The 18,322-nt window shown below is 67.0% G+C and carries 19 protein-coding genes; 10 read left to right on the top strand and 9 right to left on the bottom strand.

The features are described 5' to 3' along the window. Positions 1-34 precede the first annotated feature (34 nt). The gene (locus E3O46_RS12725) at positions 35-2,572 is read right to left on the bottom strand and encodes an FAD-dependent oxidoreductase (protein WP_134561802.1); all 2,538 of its coding nucleotides are present in this window, start codon (positions 2,570-2,572) and stop codon (positions 35-37) included. A gap of 166 nt (positions 2,573-2,738) precedes the next feature. Between E3O46_RS12725 and E3O46_RS12730 the strand changes: the two genes are divergently transcribed. Next, entirely contained in the window at positions 2,739-2,906 is a 168-nt protein-coding gene (locus tag E3O46_RS12730) for a hypothetical protein (protein ID WP_134447189.1), read from the top strand. A 326-nt stretch (positions 2,907-3,232) separates the two neighbouring features. Then, positions 3,233-4,213 (top strand): hypothetical protein, encoded by a 981-nt coding sequence (locus tag E3O46_RS12735; protein WP_134561803.1) that lies wholly within the window; start codon positions 3,233-3,235, stop codon positions 4,211-4,213. A 46-nt stretch (positions 4,214-4,259) separates the two neighbouring features. On the opposite strand, the gene E3O46_RS12740 is transcribed toward E3O46_RS12735, so the two are convergent. Then, positions 4,260-5,906 carry an HNH endonuclease signature motif containing protein gene (locus tag E3O46_RS12740; RefSeq protein ID WP_134561804.1) on the bottom strand — a complete coding sequence of 549 codons (1,647 nt, stop codon included), beginning with the start codon at positions 5,904-5,906 and terminating at the stop codon, positions 4,260-4,262. 233 nt (positions 5,907-6,139) lie between these two features. Here E3O46_RS12740 and E3O46_RS12745 point away from each other — a divergent pair, with 233 nt between their 5' ends. Further along, positions 6,140-7,042: a VOC family protein gene (locus E3O46_RS12745; protein WP_134447183.1), complete on the top strand. Its 903-nt coding sequence runs from the start codon at positions 6,140-6,142 to the stop codon at positions 7,040-7,042. After that, positions 7,039-7,704 carry an alpha/beta hydrolase gene (locus E3O46_RS12750; protein ID WP_241987413.1) on the top strand — a complete coding sequence of 222 codons (666 nt, stop codon included), beginning with the start codon at positions 7,039-7,041 and terminating at the stop codon, positions 7,702-7,704. Before E3O46_RS12745 ends, E3O46_RS12750 begins: the two co-directional genes overlap by 4 nt. On the opposite strand, the gene E3O46_RS12755 is transcribed toward E3O46_RS12750, so the two are convergent. From E3O46_RS12755 to hxlB, 3 genes are all read right to left on the bottom strand, one after another. Next, positions 7,672-7,998 (bottom strand): antibiotic biosynthesis monooxygenase family protein, encoded by a 327-nt coding sequence (locus E3O46_RS12755; protein WP_134558722.1) that lies wholly within the window; start codon positions 7,996-7,998, stop codon positions 7,672-7,674. The genes E3O46_RS12750 and E3O46_RS12755 overlap by 33 nt on opposite strands. Positions 7,999-8,093: 95 nt before the next feature. Then, the gene (hxlA, locus tag E3O46_RS12760) at positions 8,094-8,717 is read right to left on the bottom strand and encodes a 3-hexulose-6-phosphate synthase (RefSeq protein ID WP_134558723.1); all 624 of its coding nucleotides are present in this window, start codon (positions 8,715-8,717) and stop codon (positions 8,094-8,096) included. A gap of 78 nt (positions 8,718-8,795) precedes the next feature. Then, on the bottom strand, positions 8,796-9,380 hold the full coding sequence (gene hxlB, locus E3O46_RS12765; RefSeq protein WP_134561805.1) for a 6-phospho-3-hexuloisomerase: 585 nt from the start codon (positions 9,378-9,380) through the stop codon (positions 8,796-8,798). 101 nt (positions 9,381-9,481) lie between these two features. Between hxlB and E3O46_RS12770 the strand changes: the two genes are divergently transcribed. The 3 genes from E3O46_RS12770 (at position 9,482) to E3O46_RS12780 (ending at position 11,648) form a co-directional block, all read left to right on the top strand. Further along, a complete protein-coding gene (locus E3O46_RS12770; RefSeq protein ID WP_134561806.1) occupies positions 9,482-10,780 on the top strand; it encodes a LuxR C-terminal-related transcriptional regulator in 1,299 nt (432 codons plus the stop codon). A gap of 95 nt (positions 10,781-10,875) precedes the next feature. Continuing rightward, positions 10,876-11,079: a hypothetical protein gene (locus tag E3O46_RS12775; RefSeq protein WP_134561807.1), complete on the top strand. Its 204-nt coding sequence runs from the start codon at positions 10,876-10,878 to the stop codon at positions 11,077-11,079. Positions 11,080-11,090: 11 nt separating this feature from the next. Further along, positions 11,091-11,648: a hypothetical protein gene (locus E3O46_RS12780; RefSeq protein WP_134561808.1), complete on the top strand. Its 558-nt coding sequence runs from the start codon at positions 11,091-11,093 to the stop codon at positions 11,646-11,648. A 43-nt stretch (positions 11,649-11,691) separates the two neighbouring features. Here E3O46_RS12780 and E3O46_RS12785 read toward each other — a convergent pair whose 3' ends face one another. From E3O46_RS12785 to E3O46_RS12795, 3 genes are all read right to left on the bottom strand, one after another. Further along, positions 11,692-12,072 (bottom strand): VOC family protein, encoded by a 381-nt coding sequence (locus E3O46_RS12785; RefSeq protein WP_134561809.1) that lies wholly within the window; start codon positions 12,070-12,072, stop codon positions 11,692-11,694. Between the two features lie 108 nt (positions 12,073-12,180). Further along, positions 12,181-12,873 (bottom strand): alpha/beta fold hydrolase, encoded by a 693-nt coding sequence (locus E3O46_RS12790; RefSeq protein WP_134447165.1) that lies wholly within the window; start codon positions 12,871-12,873, stop codon positions 12,181-12,183. A gap of 74 nt (positions 12,874-12,947) precedes the next feature. Next, positions 12,948-13,568, bottom strand: a complete 621-nt coding sequence (locus E3O46_RS12795; protein WP_241987414.1) for a dihydrofolate reductase family protein — start codon at positions 13,566-13,568, stop codon at positions 12,948-12,950. A gap of 203 nt (positions 13,569-13,771) precedes the next feature. Here E3O46_RS12795 and E3O46_RS12800 point away from each other — a divergent pair, with 203 nt between their 5' ends. The 3 genes from E3O46_RS12800 (at position 13,772) to E3O46_RS12810 (ending at position 17,865) form a co-directional block, all read left to right on the top strand. Continuing rightward, positions 13,772-14,398, top strand: coding sequence for a TetR/AcrR family transcriptional regulator (locus E3O46_RS12800; protein ID WP_134561811.1), 627 nt, complete (start codon positions 13,772-13,774; stop codon positions 14,396-14,398). Between the two features lie 76 nt (positions 14,399-14,474). Further along, the gene (locus E3O46_RS12805; RefSeq protein ID WP_134561812.1) at positions 14,475-15,617 is read left to right on the top strand and encodes a DUF6544 family protein; all 1,143 of its coding nucleotides are present in this window, start codon (positions 14,475-14,477) and stop codon (positions 15,615-15,617) included. 109 nt (positions 15,618-15,726) lie between these two features. After that, the gene (locus E3O46_RS12810) at positions 15,727-17,865 is read left to right on the top strand and encodes an elongation factor G-like protein EF-G2 (RefSeq protein WP_134561813.1); all 2,139 of its coding nucleotides are present in this window, start codon (positions 15,727-15,729) and stop codon (positions 17,863-17,865) included. Positions 17,866-17,881: 16 nt separating this feature from the next. Here the strand turns inward: E3O46_RS12810 and E3O46_RS12815 are convergent, their stop codons facing one another. Continuing rightward, on the bottom strand, positions 17,882-18,319 hold the full coding sequence (locus E3O46_RS12815) for a VOC family protein (protein ID WP_134558731.1): 438 nt from the start codon (positions 18,317-18,319) through the stop codon (positions 17,882-17,884). Positions 18,320-18,322 lie beyond the last annotated feature (3 nt).

Below are 18,322 nucleotides of genomic sequence, written 5' to 3' on the forward strand. Positions count from 1 at the left end.
TCTGCTGGCCGGGCGGATGCGCGTTCTGACCCGATCAGATGAACAGCGTCGTCGTCGACTCGGCCGCCTCCCCGAGGAAGGTCGCGACGCCGCCGAGTTCGACGCCGTCCATCAGGTCGGTCGGAGCGATCCCGAGCAGGTCCATCGTCATCGTGCACGCGATCAGGCGCGCCCCGCCGGCCTGCGCGGACGTGATGAGATCGGGCAGCGACGAGACCGAGTTGTCCCGCATGACCTTCTTGATCAGTGCCGCACCGGCACCGAGCATATTCATCTGCGACAGCGGCATGCTGCCCGCGCTCGAGGGCATCATGGTGGCGAACATCTTGTCCATCAGTTTGCGCTCCCGCTTGGGCGGGTCCGTGCGGCGCAGGGAGTTGAGCCCCCAGAACGTGAAGAACATCGAGACCTCTTCGCCCATCGCGATCGCCCCGTTGGCGATGATGAAGGCGGCCAGCACCTTGTCGAGGTCGCCGGAGAACACCACGAAGGAGGTCTTGTTGGGTGTCGGCGAGCTCACGATGCCGACGGATGCCGCAGGCCGGGTCGCCAGAGCGGCCCCGCCCTTCCGCATGGTCGCGACGTAGCCAGGGCCCTCCGGCGAAATGGCGACGAGCTCGTGTCCGTTCCGCCTGGCCCAGGCGGGAGCGTCACTGGCGAACCCGGGGTCGGACACGTGCACGACAACCTCGTCGCCGGCATCCAGCGTCTTCATCTTCTCGGACAGCTTCATGATCGGGCCGGGGCAGGCGAGTCCGGAGCAGTCCAGGTCGACCTGCACGCCGGTGCCGTTGGCGAGCAGGGCGGCCTGCGCGGCGGCCTTCGTTGCAGCGGCCGTGAACTCGGCTGCTTCGGCGTAGGTGGTCATCGGCAGCGGGGGTTCGTCGCTTTCGGGCTCGACCTCGTGCCACGACCGGAAGGTGTCCGACCCGCCGGAGAGAGTGGCGACATCCGTGAACCCGCGTTGCACGAGCGCGCGGTAGGCGAGGTAACTGCGGAACCCGACAGCGCAGTACAGGCGCAGCGGCCCGGTGCGGTCCCAGAGCTCGCATTCGAGGCGGATGCTTCCGAGCGGCACGTTCTCGGCGCCCGGCAGGTGCCAGATCGAGAATTCCTCCGGGGTGCGCACGTCGATGAGCCGAGCCCCGGCAGTCGCTTCCGGGTAGTCCTGGGCGTACCAGAGGGTGAGGTCGCCGCGGAGCACGTTGCTCGCGACGAAGCCGGCCATGTTCACCGGGTCCTTCGCGGAACCGAACGGGGGAGCGTACGCGAGCTCGAGCTCCTCGAGGTCGTAGACGGTCTGGCCACCGCGGAGGGCGGTCGCGAGCACGTCGAGGCGCTTGTCGACGCCGTCGAAGCCGGCGGCCTGCGCGCCGAGGATGCGCCCGGTGTCGGGGGCGAAGAGGACCTTGAGCTGCATCATCGCGGTGCCGGGGTAGTAGCCGGCGTGGCCGGAGGGGTGCACGTGCACGGCCCGGTACGGGACCTCGGCGGCGAGGAGTTGCCGTTCGGTGGCGCCCGTTCCGCCGGCGACCATGTCGAAGATCTTCACGATCGAGGTGCCCTGGGTTGAGCGGTATTCGGTGTTGCGGCCGCAGATGTTCTCGGCGGCGACCCGGGCTTCGCGGTTCGCGGGTCCGGCGAGCGGGGCCAGCCAGCGCCCCGGCAGCACGGTGTGCGGCGTTTCGACGGAGTCACCTGCTGCCCAGATGTGCGGGTCGGAGGTGCGCATGTGCGTGTCCACCGTGATCCCGCCGCGGGCGCCGAGCTCGAGCCCGGCCGCCTTCGCGAGCGTGGTGTTCGGGCGCACCCCGGCGGAGAGGATCACCAGGTCGGCCGCCAGGACGGTCGAGTCCGTGAGCTCGACGTTGAGACCGCCGTCGGGGCGGGCCGCGAATGCGGCGGCCGCAGTCGACAGGTGCAGGGTGATGCCGCGACTGCGGAGGTGGTGTTCGACGGGGACGGACATCTCGTGGTCGAGGGGCGGCAGGATCTGGTCGCTCATCTCGACGACGTCGACGAAGGCGCCGCGGTGCTTGAGGTTCTCGGCCATTTCGAGGCCGATGTAACCCGCGCCGATCACGACGGTGCGCACGGGTCCGCGGGCGCCCGTCGCGGCGAGGGCGATCGCGGCATCCAGTTGGGCCTTGATGGCGTCCATGTCGCCGATCCGGCGCAGCACGTGCACGCCGGGCAGGTCTATCCCCGGCAGGGGAGGGCGGAGTGGTTCGGCGCCCGTGCAGAGCGCCAGTTCGTCATAAGGTTCCTCGTACCTGCGGCCGCCGTCGACCTCGCGGACGGTGACGGTCTTCGCGGCACGGTCGATTCGCAGCACCTCGTGTCCGACCCGCACGTCGATGTCGAGGGATTCGCGCAGACTTTCCGGCGTTTGCAGGAGCAGGCGGCTGCGATCAGCAATCACTTCGCCCACATGGTACGGCAGACCGCAATTCGCAAACGAGACGTGATGACCGCGCTCGAGCACGACGATCTCAGCGAACTCGTCCAAACGGCGGGCGCGGGCGGCGACGGATGCGCCGGCTGCGACCCCGCCTACGACAACGATCTTCATGGGGTGCCTTTCGTCGGCCGGGACAGCGATTCGGCCAACCCGGCATATACCCCCGTGGGTAATTGGGGGACTGATTCTGACACTACACCCGCGGGATACCGCGGACCGTGCACTCTCAATACCCATGGGGGTATAGTGAGTGCTTTCACCCACGAAGGAGCTGCCGATGTGCCACGCCAAGACCTGTAAGACCTGCGGGAAGACCACCTGGGCCGGCTGTGGCCAACATGTCGACCAGGTCATGCGCGGAGTGCCGAAGTCGCAGCGCTGCCCCGGGCACGAGAACGAACAGGCGTCCGGTGGCTTCCTGTCCCGGCTCTTCGCGGGCCGCTGATCTGTGCCCCTGAGTTCGGCACACGCCTGACAGCGGAAGCGCGCCTGCGTCTCCCTCCTGCCTGCCGTCGCACATCACCCGATCACCGGAGGTCAGCACCTGATTCTTTCCGCTGACCTCGGTATCCTTTGTCGCCCTGCAGCGATTAGGGTTCAGAATAGGACCGCGGAGAAGCGGGGGCACGGTGGTGACACAAACATTGGGGGATGGCCATGCGTGCTCTAACAGGTTCCGCTGCGTGTGCCGTGGCTTTGACAGTGCTGGTTCTGCTTTCCGGCTGTGCGGGACCTGGGCCAACCGCGCCGGGCGCTGCTCCGGTCACTGAAATGTCAACCACGACTCCGACGCCGACCGCTTCCACAACAGTGCCCGCCGGGCAGACCCGACCGGTCGGTGTCTTCGGCGGCACGTGCGACGCACTCTTCACCGTCGACGAAGTCAGCGCGGCCGTTGGCGCGGTCGTGACGAGTTCGGAGAGGGCCAGGGCCGTCTCGCTTGTGTTGGATCCCTCCTGGGCAGCGGTGCCCGCACGCGGTGGTATCGACTGCCTCTGGTCCGAAAATGAGAGCCTCACGGGCGCGTACGTCAGTGCCGTCGTTTTGGCTGCTGCCTCGGTGACGACCGTTCACCCGGATGAGGTCTACTGCTACGGAGCCGACGTGGTCGACCCTGCGCAGTCCGGGTCCTGCCGGGTCAGTGCCACCGATGGTGGTTACTGGCTCAGCGCCGTCGTCTACACGGCGGTCGGAACGATCAATGACGACACCCGGACCGCAGTTGCAACGCTCCTCACCACGTTCTCGGGTCGCGCACGGGCCGCGGGCACGCCTGTAGCCGTCGTCACTCCGAGTGGCGCCTGGAAACGCGAGGATTGCGCCGCACTGTCGGATACTGCACACGTCACGGACGCCATTTCCAGTCCCGGACTCACTGTCTCTTCTGCTGACACTGCCAGCGGCGAAGCCGCCGAGGGACGTTACGCGGCCCTCGGGAGCGCAGGCGTATTCGCGTGCAGCTGGTCACAGTCGCCGGCTCCGGCTGGCCAGATTGAATCCTTCAGTATCATCCTGTTACCGGGCGGATCCTGGGCGCAGGAGGATGTCGCGCGGAAGACCGGGGCCGAGACCGTGTCAATCCCCGGGGTTGACCTTGTGACTCGGATTCCGAATGAGGCTGGCGGCTATACCTTCGACGCATTCGACGGAGTCAACTGGCTGCGACTTTCGACGAATGCCTCGACAGAGTCGGATCTGGACCAGTTGACTCCAGCGATCCCGGCTCTCGTCAACGCTCTCAACGCCGCGTGAACGGATAGAGCGGAGGCGAGCCAGAACGGTCCGGTGAATCACGTGTTCAGTCGCGGTTGGGCGGTCCGGTGAGTACCTGGTGGGCGCGGTGCCTGTTCGGCGGCCGCCAGAGTCGTAGCGGGTCGATCAGCCCAGGGGCCCGGACTTGTGGTGAGCCTTTCACCATCCGGATCTCCCACCCGGAGGTATCGATGCTGTGGTGATGGAACCAGCACAGTAGGACACCGTTGTCGACGGTCGTGGGCCCGTCCTGCGCCCACGGCTTCACATGGTGCACTTCGGCCCAGTGCGCCGGCGCCTTGCAGCCGGGGATGATGCAGCCGCCGTCCCGGGCGGTGATCGCCCGGCGCTGCGCCCGGTTGAAGTACCGTCGTTCCGGACCCAGCTTGAGCACCTCGTTGTGCTCGCCGAACAGGACCCCTTGGAAGCCGCCGTCACAGATGCGCTGGTGCACCGTCTTCAAAGACACGGGGGCCTCAACCCCGTCGATCCACCCGACGCCGATCCCGGAGGCGAGGTCGGCGGCGTTCACGTGCACCATCACCGTCGGTGCCGACCCGCCCATCGACGGGGTGTCCGTGTCGCGGGCGGCGTGTTCGAACAGGGCCCGGAGGATGTCGGCGCGTTTCTCCCCACTCGTGCGGGTATCCGCGCGCCGCTCCCGGAGCTCTGCTTCGATCACGTCCAGATCCGGGCCCGTGTCGGCGTCGGTTCCCGCTGATTCGGCGCCGGGAATCATCTGCCCCGAATCCATCAGCGCCTGCTCCTCGGCGGTGGGGAACGCGGGCCTCGCATGGAAGCTCAGGAAGGCGTCGAACATCGTGTTCATGATCCCGAACAGTTCCGGCGTGACTCCGCCCTTGACGGGGTAGAGCCCGTTCTTGAGTTGGCCGAAGCCGATGTTGGACTTCGCTTCGAACAGGTCCTCGGTTGGGAGGACCCCGTCGGGGTCCAGGGCCGCCTGCCACTGAGCGACCATGCCCCGGATCAGGTCCGTCGTCACCGGGACACCGGCCCCGGCCAAATCCTCGGTCTCCGGGGTGATCAGGCCCGCCGCCGTGGCGACCAGGGCCCGCTCCGCCGTGAGTAGGTCATCCGGCGCCACCCGGTGACTGATCACCTGCAAACCCGCCACGATCAACTCCGCCGTCTCCACCCCGATCTCCCCCGCTGCCAGGGCGGCCCCGACCGTCGGGAACAAGGGCGGCAACCAGCTGCTCCCGCCGCACGGCCGCGGCAACACCGCGTCGCCGAGCTTCGTGCGCCGCTTCACTTCCCGGGCCGNTGTCACCCGGGTGAGGACATCCCACGGGCCCGTGCAGCCCATCCGCCAGGCCAGGCCCTCCCGGCCGAGCACCCGGGCCCTCCGGTCCACATCCGTCGCCGTGCTCACCCGGGCCGCATCCACCGTCCGCCCGATCGCCTCCACGGTGCTCAGCGCCGTGACCGCTTCTGTGTCACTGAGCAGCCCGACCGGAATGGCGGCCAGGGCCTCGGCGAGAACCGCCTGGGCCTCGGCGAGCCGGGCGACAGCATCCGCATGCACCGACCCGGCCAAACCCTCCGCGCCCTCGAAACCCTCGACAACCGCGACCGGATGGGCCGACTTGACTCCTGCGGTGGGCTGATCACCCGCAGCCCCGGAACCGGGTGTCTGCGGGGTGTGTGACTGGGGATCCGAAGCTCCTGCCATACCCCGATTCTACCTCGAATCGAACACTAATGCGAGATCTGCTCACTTTATTTGGGCTATCGAGCTTTAATTTTCAGACTTAAATATGATGCTGAGCGCAAATTCGAGAGTCTCCTGAGTGGCCGGGAAAGTTTACTTGACGCTTCAAGTAATGCTGCTAGAGTATTGGTTGTCGGTTCAACTAAGCGGGTTGGGCATGACTTGTGAGCCCGACGCGACCGCAGGAGACGAACATGACACTGACCACTGACCTCACCGGATCCCGCGCCGCCACAGGCGACCTCCTCGCGGCGACGACAGGCATGGATGCCGTCACGCTGCGCGTCGGCGACCTCGCGTTGATGTCCTCCTACTATCGCGAGGCGTTGGCACTCGACCCGATCAGCGCGCAGGGCACGACCGTCGTGCTCGGTCGCGGCACGACCCCGCTCGTTGTGCTCGAGCACACCCCTGGCCTGCCGGTTCCCGCCCGCAGCCAGGCCGGACTCTTCCACACCGCCATCCTGTTCGACACGAGCGCCGGCCTGGCCGCGACCGTGCTCCAGGCCGCCCGTGACCAGCGTTCGAGCTTCGTCGGCAGTGCCGACCACATCGTCAGCAATGCCTTCTACTTCACCGACCCTGAGGGTAACGGGATCGAACTCTACGTCGACAGGGACCGGTCGGAGTGGGTCTACAAGAACGGCCAGGTCCAGATGGACACGCTTGCGCTCGACCCGAGCGCCTTCTTGCAGAAGAATCTGCCCGCCGATGGGGGAGAAGCCGCCGTCGGTCCGGCCAAGGTCGGCCATGTTCACCTCCAGGTCGGTGACCTCGAGATGGCCCGGCGCTTCTACGTCGACGCCCTCGGCTTCGAAACGACCCTCGACTTCCCCGGCGCGCTGTTCGTGAGCGCCGGCGGCTACCACCACCACATGGCGATGAATGTCTGGAACAGCCGCGGCGTCGGTCCGCGTGCCGCGACCCTCGGCCTCGCCGACGTGGCGATCACCGTTCCCGGCCGCGCTGATCTCGATGCTGTGGCCGAACGACTCCGCCACCGCGCGATTCCGCTTCACGACGACGGCACCAGCATCCGCGTCGACGACCCCTGGAAGACCCGCGTCACCCTGACCGTCGGCGAGGCCTCGGCGTGAGCCCCGCCATCGAGATCACGGCCCGCCGCGACGGCGTCGACCCCGCGCTCCCGTCGACCCGCCCGCTCCTGCTGCTTCTGCATGGTTACGGTTCGCACGAAGGCGACCTGCCGAGCCTCGCCGCCTACCTGCCCGACGCTTTCGACTGGGTGTCGCTGCGTGCGCCGCTCGGTCTGCCGACCGGCGGGTTCGCCTGGTTCCCGATCACTGTGCCGGGGCGCCCGGGCGCAGAGTCCGTCATCGAGGCAGCGGATGCCGTACTCGCGTGGCTGGACGCCCACGTGCACCCGGGCACGCCCGTCGTTCCCCTCGGCTTCTCGCAGGGCGGACTCATGGTCACCCAGCTTCTCCGCCAGGCTCCCGGGCGATTCCCCGCCGGGGTCGTCCTCTCGGGATTCACCCTCGATGCCACGCTCCCAGGCGATGAGGTCCTTGCGGCCACACGCACGCCGGTGTTCTTCGGCCACGGAGATGCCGACCGGGTCATCTCCGCGGAGACGACAGCACGGGCGAGCGCCTGGCTGCCCGGCCACAGCACCCTGACCGAGAAGGTCTATGCCGGTCTGCCGCACTCGATCTCCGCAGAAGAACTCGACGACGTGTCGCGGTTCCTGACGGAGGCCCTCGTCTCAGCTGGCAGAACCACCCGCAACGGCGTATGACCACAGCTCGCTGCTCACACCGACCGGGCGCGCAGCGGGCTTCCCGTCCTGCGGGGCCTCGCTGCGGTGCCCGTGCGCGAAGGCGGGCGACGTGGACCACGCCTGGAAGGACTCCTCGTCGGCCCAGCGCGTGATGACCAGCCAGGTGGTGCGATCGTCGGTCGGCTGCAGCAGTTCGAAGCCTTCGAAGCCCGGGGCGTCGTCGACGGCCCCTGCGCGGGCGGCGAACCGGCGAGCCAGCTCATCGCCGTTGTCGGCTGGGACAGTAATCGCGTTGATCTTGATGATCGTCATCGGGCTTCCTTCTGTCGTGAATGCGGTGGTGACCGCGTCGTTCGCCCCATGCTGCCACCGCTGGCTGCATGAACCCTCGGTGGCTCGCCTGACTCCTAGATGATCGCGGCGCGCAGCTCCGCGGCCGAGGCGGCGGGGTCGGCGGCGCCGTAGATGGCGCCCCCGGCGACCGCAACGGTGGCGCCCGCGCGCTGGACTCCCCGAATCGTGGACAGGTTCACGCCACCTGCGACGGAGAAGGGAACCTTCGCGGTCTCGCCGTCGTTGAGGAGGGTCTGGAAGGTGAAGCCAGGCTCCGCCTGCTCGTCGAGACCGGCGTGCATCTCAACGAAGACCGCTCCGAGGCCGGTGACCTCACGGGCCCTGGTGACCTTGTCGGCCACACCGATCAGGTCGACGACGATGCCCTTGCCGTGAGCGGTGGCGGCCTTGACCGCACCGACGATCGTGCTGTCTCCGGCGGTGCCGAGCACGGTCACGTAGTCCGCTCCCGCGGTGAAGGCCAGGTCGGCCTCGAGCTCGCCGGCATCCATCGTCTTCAGATCGGCGAACACGAGCTTGTCGGGGTGCGCGTTCTTGATGGCGGTGACGGCGCGCAACCCTTCGCTCTTGATGAGCGGGGTGCCGAGTTCGATGATGTCGACGTGCGGCGCGACCTGGGCGGCGAGGGTGAGGGCGGCGTCGAGAGTGGTGACGTCCATGGCGACCTGCAGTTTCATTGCTGATTCCTTACTTCGGTTGTGCTGGGTTCTTCCTGGTGCACCGCGGTCGCGGCCCAGGGAGGCATTCGGTGGGTGTTATTCGAGGTTCGCGTGCCGGGGCCAGAGCTCTTCCGCCGTGGCGCCCGACATCTTCCAAAGCGCGTCGAAGAGCGCGTCTCCGACGAGGACCAGCGACTGCTCGAACAGTCCTCCGGAGTACTGGGTAGAGAGAACACCGGCGTGGTCCTGTTTCGTTGCGGCCGGGATCACGACGATCACGTCCGCGAGTTCCCCGAGAGGAGAGGTCCGGTCCGTTGTGATGGCGACGACGCCTGCTCCGACGCCTGCCGCGGTGGAAGCGGCGCGGACGATTCCGGCCGTCGTTCCCGAGCCGCTTGCGACCAGGAGCACGTCCTGGCCAGTGATCGCCGGGCTGGTCGCCTCGCCGACCACGTGCACATCCAGGCCCAGGTGCATCAGGCGCATTGCCGTCATCTGCAGGGCCAGGCCCGAGCGCCCGGCACCGAGCACGAAGACCCGACGTGCGGTGCGGATCCGCTCCGCGGCCCGGTCGAGATCGCCAGGGGACTCCGTGACGATCCGCTTCACTATGCCGTCGACTTCGCCGGAAATCCGGCGCAATGAGTCGGTGGTAGGAGCGAATGAAGTGGAAGGTGTCATCTCTCGATCGTGCGCTGCACCGTTCGCGTCTCAGGCCACCCGAACGAGCGGATGTGACTACTCCTTCGGGTAGGTTGCCGCACTTTGAGTAGGGTTGATCTATGTCAGAAGCGAGTAGGTCCCCTTCGATCGAGTTGCTCATCGAGCTCCGGCAGGTACTCGCGAGCCCGCTGCTCGGCATTGCGGGGGCCTTCTCCGCCCTGCTGCAGCAGCGCATCCCGCACGGAGCCCTGGTGATCTTCACCGAGGACTGCACGGGGCGCCCACAGAAGAAAGCCGGCCAGGCGGAGGTCATCGACCACGTCACCATCGCGGAACTCGACATTCTCCGCGATACCGTTGCGGCGCGAGGCGGATCGATATGGACCGAACGGGCGATGCTGGCCCGGTCGGGGCGAACGATGTCGGCCTGGATCGCTTCGACAGGTGCCCTTCTGGTCCTGACCGATCCCGACCTGACCGGGGCGACCCCGAGGGGAGTTCGTGAAACGAGGGACCTCGTCGCCGCACTCTGGGAACTGGTCGCGTCGGGCATCCGCAACCAGGTCGTCGTGGCCGCGCCGGACTACCTGCGCGATTCGCGGATGGCGTCGCGTGACCGGGCCACGCTCATCGCCGAATTGACGGATGCCCACTCCACGACTTTGGAGCTGCTGCTCGCGGTTCTGCGTTCGCGCCAGACCGGGGACGCTGCCGCGCGGCACACGGCGATCGACCTGGCCGTCGCCGCCATGGTGCAGCTGCGCGCGGTGAGCGACCGCGACCGTATCCTCTCCGAGGAGCCGGTCGCCCGGGCGTTCGAGCGGCTCCGAAACGACCTGAGGCCCCTGGCCCGATTCGGGGACCTCGACATTCAGTTCATCGAACCGCCCGTCAACGGCCGCGCGTTGCCGGGTGAGGTCGCCCACGCCGGGCGCGCGATCGTCCGCGGTGCCGTCCTCGCCCTGGTCGATCAGCCCGGGGTCGCCCGAGTGCGGGTGCAGTGGGACTGCGACGGCCACAACCTGCTGATCAATATTCGTGATGACGGCCCAGGCGACCTGTCCACTGAGACGCCGAGCGTGCGCCAGCTCGTCGCCCGGGTGGCGGCTCTCGATGGCGACCTGCACGTGAATGCCACGCCCGGCTGGGGTTCGGACATTTCCGTCACCCTTCCCCTCGATCCGCCCTCGTCAGCGATCGCGCAGGCATCCGGATGGGGGCTGACGGCACGGGAGCAGGCCGTGCTCGACCTCGTGGCAACCGGGGCGCGGAACCGCGCGATCGCGGAGGCCCTGTCGATCAGCGAGAACACGGTCAAGTTCCACGTCGCAAACGTGCTGCGCAAGATGGGGGCAGTGAACCGCGCCGAGCTGGCCTCCCTCGTCCGCCAGGCAGAGACACCATCCGCCCTGGCCTGACCCGGGTATTCACGCCGTCAGAATAAAGCGCCATTGACCGGCGATTCGTGTGATGCTTGGCGGACAGTGGTTTCGGAATCGGGGAAGGATTCTTCATGACTGCAGGTGGCTTGATGATTGTGCTGATAGCGGGTGGGGGACTGGTGCTGGCGGTCATCGTGCTTGCCGCGTTCTACCTCCTCTCTGCCCGGCCGCGTGCGAGGGCAGCGGCTCGCGAGCTTAGGGGTTCGAATCCTGAGTTGTCGCAGGCGTTCGCGCAATTCCAGGCGGATGTCGAAAAAGGCCAGAGAGGCCTGTGAAGGGATCGAGGATGGCCCGCACCCTGACTCCCGCCCGCGGATTCTGGATCGGTCTGGTTCTGACCGTTCTCGGACTTGTCGCAGTCAGGTTGCTGTACACGTCTCTGTTCGGCGCCGTAAACCCGGACTGGCTGTCGAGTGATCTGGTGCGGCTCGTGGGAGTGCTGTTCCCCGGCGTTCTGCTGCCGTTGGGGATGGCCCTGATGGTCGCGTCGGTGGTCGTGCGCGCTTTGGCGGACAAAGCAGTGGTCACCATCAGGGATCCACTGGAAGCCGCGGAAGATGCGCCGACCTGGCCGCTGCGGCTCACGTCTCGCGCCGCACTCATTCTCGGACTCGTGCTCGCGGCGATCGGCTTTGTCGTCCAGCTGAACATCTCGACCTGGACCCAGACGATTCAGGGAGATTCGACCTTCCTGAGAGACTTCGTCGTCTACCTGGGCGGACCGCTGAGCGACCTTCTGCTTCCGCTTGGCGTACTTCTGATCGCCGGAGCCTGGATACTCCGGACGATCGAAGATCGCGAAGGCTCTGACGCGGGGACGCGCGGCGGGGACGAAAACCGCTAGGTCACCGCGCCAGAAGATCTATCCCCAGCAACGTCAGGATCGGTCAAGCGGGGCCGGCGACGCCGATGAGGTTTCCGGCGGGGTCCCGGAGGTGTCCGATGGTGATATCGCCGCCTTCATTGCGTTGCGGCCCGAGAGCGACGGTTCCACCCAGCTGCTGGGCGGCCGCGAGCGTGTCGCTCACGCTCGCGACGCCGACGTAGAAGATCGAGTGCGGGGCGAATCCCTCGCCCCCGCCGATTCCGCCGGCTGCCGGTGCCCAGCCGGGTTCCGGGGTGATGAACGAGTATTCAGCGGATGCGGAAATCGCGGGTGCCACCGGGGCGCCCGCGGGTGCATCCCAGCCGAACAGCGCCGAATAGAATTCACGCAACCTGGCCGGGTCGGGACCGATGAGTTCGAAGTGCACGACGGGATTGCCCATGCGCTCAGCCTGCACCGGAGGCTCGCCCCGCGCTAGCCTCCGTGCATTCCGTGGCTCATCGGGCCAGCGTGTGCCGCTCGCAACGGTTCGAGGACGGTTACGGCTGCTTCACACTGACTCGAGCCAGGCGGCTACGGCGTTGCGTGCTGCTGCTGGCTGTTCATGAAAGAGCAAGTGACCGGCGCCCTCGATGATGGTGACTGTGGCTGCAGGCATTGCGGCGGCGGTCTCTTCGGCAGCGTCGCGGGCGATCAGACGATCCGCGGCTCCATGGATGATCGCTGTGGGACAGGTTATGGACGGCAGTATCGAGCGGAGGTCAGCGCGCTGAACGACGGCACGCTGCTGGCGAAGGAAAGCGGCCGGGCCGACGGGCGCCGTCATGGCTCGCCACGTCGCCAGCAGCGTTTCGTCAGACTCGTTGTCTGCTGAGACGACACCGGGGAAGGCGGCGTCGACGAGAGCGTCGAAATGTCCGTTCTCGACGAGTGTGGACTGCCGGGACCGCGCGGTGATCTGCTCCGGGGTGTCGGCTCGGGCGGTCGTGCTCACAAGGGCGAGGGCAGTGACCCGGTCGGGTGCCTGCCGGACCACTTCCAAGGCGACGTACCCTCCCATGCTTGTTCCGAGAACAGCGATTTCACCGGCGTTCTCGCGGAGGATTCGTTCCGCCATGGCAGCGATCGTATCGTCGTGACGGGTATCGGCCAGGGTGACCTGACCGCGCGACCAGACCGTATTGATCACCGGTGCGTAAGCGAGGGGAGAGCAGAGCAATGGCGGAACCATGACGATCTTCATGTGTCCAGTGTCTACCGGGCCACCGACAGTCGGGTCGGGCTCCGCGCGAGGTCGTGAATCTGACAGCAGTCTTCTCAGGTCATGTCGCCGGTCTCCGGGGTCGAACCCTTCCAGCCGTAGCGCAGGAGAATCGTGCCCTTCTCCGACGGAGTCCCGGCGCCGAGTAGTTCGAGGGACGCAGGCGGCCCGTCGGGTGGGAAGAGGCGCTTGCCCGCACCCAGCACGATCGGGTACACCCAGAGGTTCAGCTGGTCGAACAAGCCGTCCGCGACGAGAGTGCGGGCGAAGTCGATGCTGCCGATCACGTGGATCTCCTCGTGCCGCCCGCGCAGCACCGCCAGCTCAGCGGCGAGGTCGCGACCGAGCTGGTGTGAGTCGCGCCACGTGAGGTCCGGCGTGCCCCGGGACACGACGTATTTGGGGATCGCGTCGAATTTGTGTGCGATTTCGGACGCGGACCCGTCGAGCTGGTCTGGCCAATACCCGGCGAAAATGTCATACGTCCGCCGCCCCAGAAGCAGGGCGTCCATGGTCTGGATTCCTGCCATTATCTGGGCACCGTCTGCTTCGTCGATCAGGGGCGCCTGCCAGCCTCCGAACCTGAACCCGCCGTCGGTGTCTTCTTCAGGGCCCCCGGGAGCCTGGGAGACTCCGTCGAGCGTGGAGAACAGGTCGATGTGGATGCGACCGGTCACGAGAACTCCTTCCGTCGCGGCGCTGAGCCGCCTCATCGAGCACCATGCAGGCCAATCGCCACCGTGTCAAGAACCCCCAGGGGGCCGGCCGGCTTGGGGATGAGGTTACAGGTAAGCGCGAGGCGGTTCCGTAACGCCTCGTTGCGTAACTCGACGACATCAGTTACGTTACTAATAGGAACGTAAAAGGGAAGGCGGTTCTGGTGTCCGAGTCACCGATGGCGCCGCGCCGGCCCGGCGGTCGGGGCAGCGATGTGGGCCGCCCACGCGATCCGGGCACGGACAGGTCGATTCTGCGAGCCACGATCGAATTGCTCGCTGAGGTCGGCTATGCCCGCCTGACCGTGGCGGAGGTCGCCCGGCGGGCCGGCGTGAGTAAACCCGCCATCTATCGACGGTGGTCGCAGAAGTCGCAGCTCGTCGTCGAGGCGATGGTGACCCAAATGCGTCCGGCACGGAGCAGCGCGACCGGCAGCGCCGCCGGCGACCTGCTCTTCTTGACCGAACGGCTCATCGACATCCTGACCCGGACTCCGCTGGGGCGCGTTCTGCCCGGCCTGGTGGCAGAGATGGCCGCCGACCCCGTGCTCGCCACCAGTTATCGCGAGCTGATCATCGAGCCCAACCAACTCGATTGGCGCTCTGCCGTCGAGCGCGGAATCGCCTCCGGCGAGCTCGCCGCCGATACGGACACCGACTTCGTGCTCAACTCGCTTGCCGGGCCGTTGTATTTCAGCCTTTTGATCACGGGTGCGCCGATCGAACCCGGCTACGCGCGCGCGGCCGTCGATCTGGTGCTCGCCCGCTTTGGGACGGGCCCCGGCGAATGACCGGCAACTCGACCACTCGACGTCTGCGCACTCGTGTAGACCCCCTTCCCGTTTACCGAGTGCGGGCGGTGCTCCCGTGAGGACCCTCGCGCGGTGGTTCGTCGTCCTGATCCTGATCGCACACGGATCGCTCCACCTCCTCGGCGCTGCCCACGGTCTTGCCTGGGCCGAGGTGGCGACGCTGACCGAGCCGATCGCGCCGGCGCTCGGCGTGGTGTGGCTCGCCGCCGCGATCATGCTCGTCGCGACAGGAGTGCTGTTCGCGGCCCGCGCACGGATGTGGTGGGTCGCCGGAATCATCGGCCTGCTGATCTCCCAGACCGTGATACTGACTTCGTGGAGCGACGCCAAGGCGGGAACCCTCGCCAACCTCGTGCTGCTCGCGGCGCTCGGCTACGAGTTCGCGTCGAACGGACCGAGAAGCTACCGTGCCGAGTACCGGCGTCGTGTCGCAACCGCGCTGCGTGAAGCCGAACCCGACACGGGCGCGCTGGTGTCGGAATCTGACCTGGCTCATCTCCCGGCACTGGTCGCCGAGCATATTCGCCGCTCCGGCGCTGTCGGCAAGCCCCGGGTTTCGACCCTGCGTGCCACGATCCACGGCCGGATCCGCGCAAGCGCGACATCACGGTGGATGACCTACACCGGCGAGCAGGTGAACACGTACGGCCCAACGCCCAGTCGATTGTTCTGGATGGACGCCACGATGTTCGGCCTGCCGGTCGACGTACTGCACGTGTTCGTCGGCCGGTCCGCCACGATGCGCGTCAAGCTGTGCTCCCTGCTGCGGATGGTGAACGCCGCTGGGCCTGAGATGGACCGGGCGGAGACCGTGACCCTGTTCAACGACCTGTGCATTCTGGCCCCGGCGGCACTCATCGACGCGCCGATTGCCTGGCAGCAGATCGACGACACTCATGCCAAGGGCGTATTCACGAACGGTGCGCAGACCGTGAGCGCCGACCTGACCTTTCGCGACGGCGATCTCGTCGACTTCCGCTCGGACGACCGGATGAGCACCTCGCGCGATGGCTCGACCTTCACGCCGCAACCGTGGTCGACGCCGGTACGGGACTATCGTGCGTTCGGCTCCCGCCGACTCGCCGCCCATGGTGAAGGCCGCTGGCATCCAACCGCCCCGTCGGGCGAGTTCGTCTACCTCGAATACAACCTCGACGCCATCACCTACAACGCCGGTACCGCAGCGACGCGCGTGTGATCTCTCCCGGGAACGCGACCGACCCCGTCCTTGCCGTCCGGTCCTGCTCGGGTGTCAAATCGACTACAACGGTGCGGGAAAGTCGAGACAACGACGTCAGGAGCTGCTCATGTCCGGAAAAGGCACACACGGCTCGTCCAATGGGACGACGGCACCACCGGATCGTCCGGAGAAGATCCGCAACGTTGCCCTGGTCGGCCGCTCGGGGGCTGGTAAGACGATGCTCTCCGAAGCGCTCCTTGTGGCCACCGGCACCATCAACCGGATGGGGTCGATCGTCGACGGCACGACGGTGAGCGATTCCGATCCGTCCGAGATCCACCAGCAACGTTCCGTGACGCTCTCGGTGCTTCCCCTGGTTGTCGACCAGGTGAAGGTGAATCTGCTCGATACCCCGGGCTACGCCGATTTTGTCGGCGAACTGCGAGCCGGCCTCCGGGCGGCGGATGCTGCGCTGTTCGTCGTCTCCGCCGTTGACGGTGTCGACGCGGCCACATCCGGACTCTGGGCGGAATGCGAGAGCATCGGGATGCCGCGCGGCGTCGTGATCAGCCGGATCGATCATCCGCGGGCCCGCTACGAGACGGTTCTGACCGAACTCCAGCGCGCCTTCGGCTCCTCGGTGGTGCCGGTCTACGTGCCGATCCGCACAGCCGGGGAGATCACCGGGTTGCTGGGGCTGCTCTCCGGAACGGTATCGGACTACTCGGCGGGCACCCCGCGTCCCGCCCGTCGGCAGGCGAACGACGTCGAACGCGCCGACTCCGAGTCGGCGCGAGCCGTCCTGATCGAGGGCATCATCGCCGAGAGCGAGGATGAGACGCTGATGGATCGCTATCTCGGCGGCGAAGAGATCCCCCTCGACACCCTGATCGCGGACGTGGAAATCGCCGTCGCCCGCGGGTCCTTCTTTCCCGTGCTGGCGGCATCCGCTGAAACCGGGGTAGGGGTGGCTGAGGTGCTCGACCTGTTGACCGGGGCCTTCCCGTCGCCGGTGGAACGCGGCGTGCCGGCGGTGGCGGAGCTGGACGGTCGGCCGATCGAGACTCTGGCGTGCGATCCAGCTGGGCCGCTACTCGGCGAAGTGGTGCGCACCACCATCGATTCCTTCCTTGGGCGGGTCTGCCTGGTGCGGGTCTTCTCCGGCACGATCCGGGAGGACTCGACCGTGCACATCGGTGGATCCGGGCTGGTCGATCGGGGCCGAACGGACCACGACAGTGATGAGCGAGTGACGCACCTGCAGTTCCCGATGGGGTCTTCCCTCAGCCCGGCACCGTACTGCGTTGCGGGTGACATCTGCGCGCTCACCAGGATGTCGAGCGCCGAGACCGGCGACACCGTGTCCGCTCCGGAGAGGCCGATGCTGGTCACTCCCTGGGAGATGCCGGAGCCGCTGATGCCCGTCGCCGTGCAGGCGGCGACGCACGGCGACGAAGATGCGCTTGCGAGGAGCCTGGCGAAGGTCGCCGCCGTCGACCCGACACTGCGCGTGGAACGGAACGCCGAAACCCACCAACTGATCCTGTGGTGCATGGGGGAGGCGCACGCCGAGGTCGTGCTCGACAGGCTGCGCGGCCAGGGTGTGAAGGTGCAGACCGTCGGTGTCATCACGCCGCTGCGGGAGACGTTCGCCCGGCCCATTGCCGCGCGGGGACGGTATGTCAAGCAGTCCGGTGGGCACGGGCAGTACGCCATTTGCGACATCGAGGTCGAACCGCTCGAACGCGGTGCGGGCTTCGAGTTCGTCGACAAGGTCGTCGGCGGGGTGGTCCCGAACCAGTACATCGGGTCGATCGAAAGAGGCGTCCGGGCACAAATGCAGAAGGGCGTTTCCGCCGGGTTCCCGGTCGTCGACATCCGGGTGAGATTGGTCGGCGGCAAGGCGCACAGCGTCGACTCCTCGGATGCCGCATTTCAGGCCGCCGGGGCGCTGGCGTTGCGCGAGGCCGCAGCCGCGAGCCGGATCCAGCTGCTGGAACCGGTCTCCGCGGTGACGATCAACGTGCCGGACAGCTATGTGGGCACGGTGATGACCGACCTGTCCAGCCGCCGGGGTCACCTGACCGGGGTCACGTCGGTCGGAGAGGAACGGAGTGAGGTCACCGTCGAGATTCCGGATGCGGAGTTACTGCGGTACGCGATGGATCTCCGGGCCCTGACCGCGGGAAGTGGACGATTCCGTCGCGCCTACCTGCGGCACGAACCGGCGCCGTTGAATGTGGCGGCTGATTCCGTGACCCTGTGAGTCGGTCAGGTCTTCTTCAGTTCTTTTTCAGTTCCTCAGCGAGCATCACGATGATGCCGCTGGGACCGCGGACATAGGTGAGTTTGTAGACGTCCTCATAGGTCGCGACGCCGCGAAGCGGAAAGCATCCGTGCGTCGCGGCTATCGCAAGGGCTTTGTCGAGGCTGTCGACGGAAAAGGCGATGCGATGCATGCCGATCTCGTTGGGACGAGTGGGCTCCGTCTCGATCGCTTCGGGATGGATGTACTCGAAGAGCTCGAGACGCCCGTGACCGTCTGGCGTCTGCAGCATCGCGATTCTGGCGTGGTTGCCATCGAGGCCGACGGCGGTGTCGGTCCACTCGCCACTGACTTCGTCACGGCCCATGACCGTGAGACCGAGGTCGGTGAAGAAGGCGATCGTTGCTTCGAGGTCGCGAACGGCGATGCCGACATTCTCAAGCTTGATGGACATGCG

This window comes from Cryobacterium glucosi (assembly GCF_004402235.1).
Lineage (GTDB): Bacteria > Actinomycetota > Actinomycetes > Actinomycetales > Microbacteriaceae > Cryobacterium > Cryobacterium glucosi.